Here is a 4,511-nt window from a genome sequence, read left to right as displayed (position 1 = left end):
TACCTTCCAGTTCGCGGACGGCCTCCTCGTAGCTGATCCCGGCTTCTTCAAGTGCTGCGCCGGACAGGGGAATGACTTCGGTGTTGGGAGAACTTGCGGCCGTGGGCGTCTGATTGGGTGCAGGGCTGGCGAAGGCTGCGGGCGCGACGCCGATTGCGAGTGCGCCGGCGGTAGCGGCGGCAACGATGGTTGTGGTTATGCGGTTCAAGAGGTCCTCCCCGGCTCTCCCTGTAACGAATTAGAAAGATCATTTCGTCACGGAGGCCGGGGCGCAGTCGCCAAGTGGCTAGCGTTCAGTCACCTTTCGGCTGCGATGGGCGCGTACGCGACAGGCGGGCGAGCAATAGCGGCGCGGGCGCCCCCGGACCGGTTGCGTTACGGAACGCTTGCATCCCTGCGCAGCACACGGTGATTCGTTACGAGCGGTAGAAGGCGGTGCGATGTCGAAGCCGACAATCTTCGGCGCCACCCCGGCGGGTATGCGGCCCGTTTGCCAGGCGTTCGCGTAGGCGCCGGCCACGATGTTGACCGCCTCGCCGACGGCCTGGGCGGCGCCCATCCCGGTGCGCATCAAGACGGTGAGGTCGCGGGCGAACTCGGCGTCGACCAGAACCGTCAGTGGCGTTCCGGGCCGGGGTGCAGGGGTGCTCTTAGGGTTCGTGCTGGGCATGCGGGATCTGTTGCTCCTCAGATTTCGTGTGCGGGGCCCTGTGCGCTTGGCAGCAGCGGGGCCCCCTTTTCGTTCAGGCGGCGGGTTGGAGGACTTGGGCGAGCCTGATCAAGTGGCGCTCGCTCCAGGTGGTGTTGCACCAGTCGCAGCTGACGGCGGTTGCACCGGGGGTGGCGCGCAGTACGGCGCCGCATGCGGTGCCGTCGTCGTGGGTGGCGGGGCAGTAGCCGAGGCGGATTCTCGGGTTCGTGATGGCGGTGGCTTCCTGCCACAGCCGTTGCACCTCGGCGGCGAAGTCGTCGACTGCGGGGTGCTTCTCGACGGCCCAGGACAGCTTGTCGCGCAGAAACGTCACTGCACGGCTGATGGGCGTGTTGCACCGGTTGCGGCCGGTGTTGCGGGGCTGCTGCGTATCGGGGTCGAGCAGGTCGCGCCAGTCGGCCGTCCAGGACCAGAGCACGCTGTACCTGCCGCCGGGCGCCACGAGGTTGAGGACCTCGAGGTTGCATGGGGCGGGACTGGCAGCGCCGTGACGAGTGCCGCGCGAGGCCGAACCCGCTCGGGGTGCGCCGGGTTCGAGCATTTCGTGGAGCTGGACGTACAGGTCGGGCAGGTCGGCGAGGTGGGCCTGGGTGCGGCTTTCGCAGACGCGGCACAGGTAGCGGATCACGTCGGCGCCGTGCAGGGCATGGGCGCAGCGAATGCAGGCGGGTTGGGCCGAAAGGGCCGAAAGCTCGGCGTCGCTGGCGGTCATTGCTGGGTCCTCCTGCGGTGGTGCGGATACTTCAGGTGCGCGAGCCACTTGTGGTGGGTCTGTCTCTCCTCGCGTTCGCCCGGGGCGTCGGTGTCTTCGTGTCGACGGGCCGTCGCCCCGGGCTTTGTGCGTGCAATGGCAGGTTGGCTCCCGGCCGTTGCATCGATGCCCTGGCCTTTCGGCTGGTCGGGGTGTCAGCCCGCCGGTGCGGTGCGCATCCCGGTACCGGCGGGCATCCAAGACGGCGCGAGTGTGGCCTGGGATCCGCTGCTCGCGTCCTGCCGGGGCGGCGGACTCTTGGCCGTGGCGCCGCCCCGGCATTCACGCCGCGGCCTTCCTCTTGGCGTAGCCGGCCCGGCGTAGGGTTTGGCGGCGCTCGGGTTCGCTCTCCCCGCCCCAGACCCCGCGTTCACGGTTGCTGCGGGCCCAGCTGCGGCAGGGCTCAGCGAGGGGGCAGCCGGCGCAGATGAGCTTGGCGCGGCGCGCGGGCTGGCCGACAGCGGGGAAGAACAGTTCGGGGTCAACGCGGGCGCAGGCGGGTTCGGCGTCCGGTGTAGCAAGGAACGCCGGCAGTTCGATCGCGAGATGGCTCATGGCGGGTCCTCAGAAGGGGGGTTCGTCGAGGGACTGTGCGCCCGCCTGCGGGCCGTTCGCGGCACCGGATGCGGCGACGTCCCAATTCGGGGCTGTGGGGGTGCCTGTGGCAGTTGTGGCGTGTTTGGCGGGGGCGCGTACGGGGGTGGCGATGTCGCGGATGTCGAGTTCGTAGTACCGGCGCCGGGTCCCGTCCTGCTCGGTGTCACGCATGGTGAGTTCGCCGGTGACGGTCACCGAGGCGCCGGCGGTGAGGTGTTCGGCGATGGCTTCGGCGCGTTCGCGCCAGGCGACGGCGTCGAGGTAGGTGGTCGCGACGGTCTCCCAAGCACCGTTGTCGGTGCGGCGGTTGCGGTTGCACGCGACCGAGAGCCGGACTTGGGCGACGCCGGCCGGGGTGAAGCGGAGTTCGGGGTCGCGGGTGAGGTGACCTGTTGCGCGGACTTCGGGGAGCACGGTTCCTCCAGGGCTTGGCGGGTGGGGTCGGGGGTGATGGCGTATCCGGCGACAGTGACGACGTCGGTGAGGATGCGTTGGGCGAGGCGGTCGGCGGTGCAGCCGATCCCGGCCTCGGCGATCGTGGCGCGGATGATCGCGGCCACCGCCGGCGGGGCGTTCACTGTTCGGCCTCCCACGCGTCTGGGTCCAGATCCCAGGGCGGGGCGGTGTAGTACTGCACCTCGGCGTCGGTCAGGTCGAGGTACACCGCGTCGCCGCGTGTCGGTTCGCCGAAGCGCATCTTGTGATCGATGGGCCGGAAGACTGCCTGGTTCTTTTCGATGGGCTCGCGGCACACCCGGCAGGTCCAGGGGCGGCGCAGGGTGATCCACTGGCTTCGCCTGCAGTGGGGACAGATCGTGAAGTAGCACGTCAGCCCGAACGGGGTGTCCCAGTCGGCGTATCCCCACCGTGGCGCGTTGCGTGCGGCACCGCGGTGCAAGGGCTGGCGGCCGAGGATAAGGAGGCGGCCGCCTGGCCACGGGCAGCCGCAGGCGCCCTCACACGTGCATGCGATCGTCCGGGCGAGCTCCGCGGCCTTCTCCGTGCGAGGGATGCCGGGGCCCTTGGCCTCGATCCAGGTGCCGAGGTCGGGGAGCCAGAAGTCAGGGATGTACACGGCTCCGGAGGGCAGCGTGACCGCCTCGGGCTCGTAGCACCACTTGATGCTGTGGGTGTCCAGCGTCTTGGCCCAGTCGGCCTCGAGGCGGGAGCGGAACGTGATCCCGCCGTACTCGGTGGGGACTGCCTCTTTGGGCTGCGTGGCGGCGGGGTCGTCGGGGGTATTCATGCGCTGCTCCGGTTTGTGCGGCGAAGGTCGGGGCCGTCGATGTGGATGACGGTGGCGGTTTGGGCGAGGCGTGAGGCGAGCCGGTCGCCGAGGCGGGTGACGAGGTCGGGCTGGCCTTGGCCGGCCGCACGCACGGGGTAGTTGGTGGTCACGATGAGCGGCAGGCATTCGTTGTAGCGGGCGTTGATGAGGCGGTAGGTGATTTCCTCCGTCCATTCGGAGAGCTTTTCGGTGCCCAGGTCGTCCAGGAGCAGCAGCGGGATGCGGCACAGACGGGCCAGGTCTGCCTCGGTGCCCTGCATGCTGCCGCCGGGTCGGAGTCGGCCGTAGAGGTCGGGGGCAGTGGCGGCGATCATCTCGAAGCGCTTGGGTCCGGCTTCGGCGACGCGGCGCAGCGCACCGTAGGCCTGGTGGGTTTTGCCGCTGCCCACCGGCCCGGTCAGGACAAGGAACCCTGCCGCGGTGATGTCGCGGGCTGCGGCGTCGGCCCAGGTGTGTATCGCGGGGTGGGTGGCGGTGGCGTCCTGGTAGCGCTGCGGTGCGGCGGCCCGCCAGCGGGTCAGGGCGAATTCGGCGCGGCGGCGGCGGTGGAATTCGGGGTGGCCTGGCTCGTCGGGGCTCGGGGCGTCGTCGATGGGGCCGGCGGTGATGTGCGGGTGGCGCTCGGCGATGCCGGCCATGAGGCGGGCCAGCATCGACGGCTGCTGCTGGGCGAGGGTCTGGGGTTGGGGCATCGCGGGTCCTCCTCAGAATCCGAGGTCGTTGGCGAATGCGGAGGCGGGCGGCTGCTGGTAGGGCTGCCAGCCGCTGACGGCCCGCAGGCGCGGGCGCTGGGTGCCGGGGGCAGCGTGCGGCGGGAGCTGCCGCCAGCCGCTGACGAAGTACCGGGCGGAGCCGATGTCTCCGCCCTTGTGCTGGAAGTCGCGCTGGGCGTGGGCGACCAGGGCGGGGACGCCGGCCTTCTCGATGAGGCCGAGGATCGGGAACCACTGGTCGCCGGTGAACGGCCAGCGGACGGTGACGCCTGCGGCGGTCATGGCGTCGACGAGCGGGCGTGCCGCGTCCGGAATCCCGTAGCCGGATGATTCGACCTGGGCCGAGCCGTCCTCCGTACGTACGGAGGGGGTAGTTAGAGAGGGGTATAGAGGGGTAGGGGTCGGGGATTTCCCGACACTGAGATCGGCGATTTCCCGACACTGAGGCGG

Annotated in this window: 8 protein-coding genes; all 8 read right to left on the bottom strand. The window is 70.2% G+C overall.

The window, feature by feature from the left end; genetic code table 11:
* Positions 1-208, bottom strand: a 208-nt coding sequence (locus tag JAO81_RS39225) for a hypothetical protein (RefSeq protein ID WP_199552788.1), incomplete at its 3' end; no start/stop codon positions are given.
* Positions 209-286: 78 nt separating this feature from the next.
* Positions 287-670, bottom strand: a complete 384-nt coding sequence (locus tag JAO81_RS39220) for a CGNR zinc finger domain-containing protein (RefSeq protein WP_199552787.1) — start codon at positions 668-670, stop codon at positions 287-289.
* A 73-nt stretch (positions 671-743) separates the two neighbouring features.
* On the bottom strand, positions 744-1,424 hold the full coding sequence (locus JAO81_RS39215) for a hypothetical protein (RefSeq protein WP_199552786.1): 681 nt from the start codon (positions 1,422-1,424) through the stop codon (positions 744-746).
* 321 nt (positions 1,425-1,745) lie between these two features.
* On the bottom strand, positions 1,746-2,018 hold the full coding sequence (locus JAO81_RS39210) for a WhiB family transcriptional regulator (RefSeq protein WP_199552785.1): 273 nt from the start codon (positions 2,016-2,018) through the stop codon (positions 1,746-1,748).
* A gap of 9 nt (positions 2,019-2,027) precedes the next feature.
* Entirely contained in the window at positions 2,028-2,474 is a 447-nt protein-coding gene (locus JAO81_RS39205; RefSeq protein WP_199552784.1) for a single-stranded DNA-binding protein, read from the bottom strand.
* 160 nt (positions 2,475-2,634) lie between these two features.
* Positions 2,635-3,306, bottom strand: coding sequence for a hypothetical protein (locus JAO81_RS39200; RefSeq protein WP_199552783.1), 672 nt, complete (start codon positions 3,304-3,306; stop codon positions 2,635-2,637).
* A complete protein-coding gene (locus JAO81_RS39195) occupies positions 3,303-4,040 on the bottom strand; it encodes an ATP-binding protein (RefSeq protein WP_199552782.1) in 738 nt (245 codons plus the stop codon). The genes JAO81_RS39200 and JAO81_RS39195 overlap by 4 nt, the downstream gene beginning before the upstream one ends.
* Before the next feature lie 12 nt (positions 4,041-4,052).
* Positions 4,053-4,343 carry a hypothetical protein gene (locus JAO81_RS39190; RefSeq protein WP_199552781.1) on the bottom strand — a complete coding sequence of 97 codons (291 nt, stop codon included), beginning with the start codon at positions 4,341-4,343 and terminating at the stop codon, positions 4,053-4,055.
* Between the last annotated feature and the right edge of the window lie 168 nt (positions 4,344-4,511).

The sequence above is a fragment of the Streptomyces sp. N35 genome (genome assembly GCF_016464295.1).
In the GTDB taxonomy this organism is placed as follows: Bacteria; Actinomycetota; Actinomycetes; order Streptomycetales; family Streptomycetaceae; genus Streptomyces.
The sequence above is the reverse complement of the archived record's forward strand: the minus strand, read 5'-3'. Positions and strand labels throughout refer to the sequence as shown.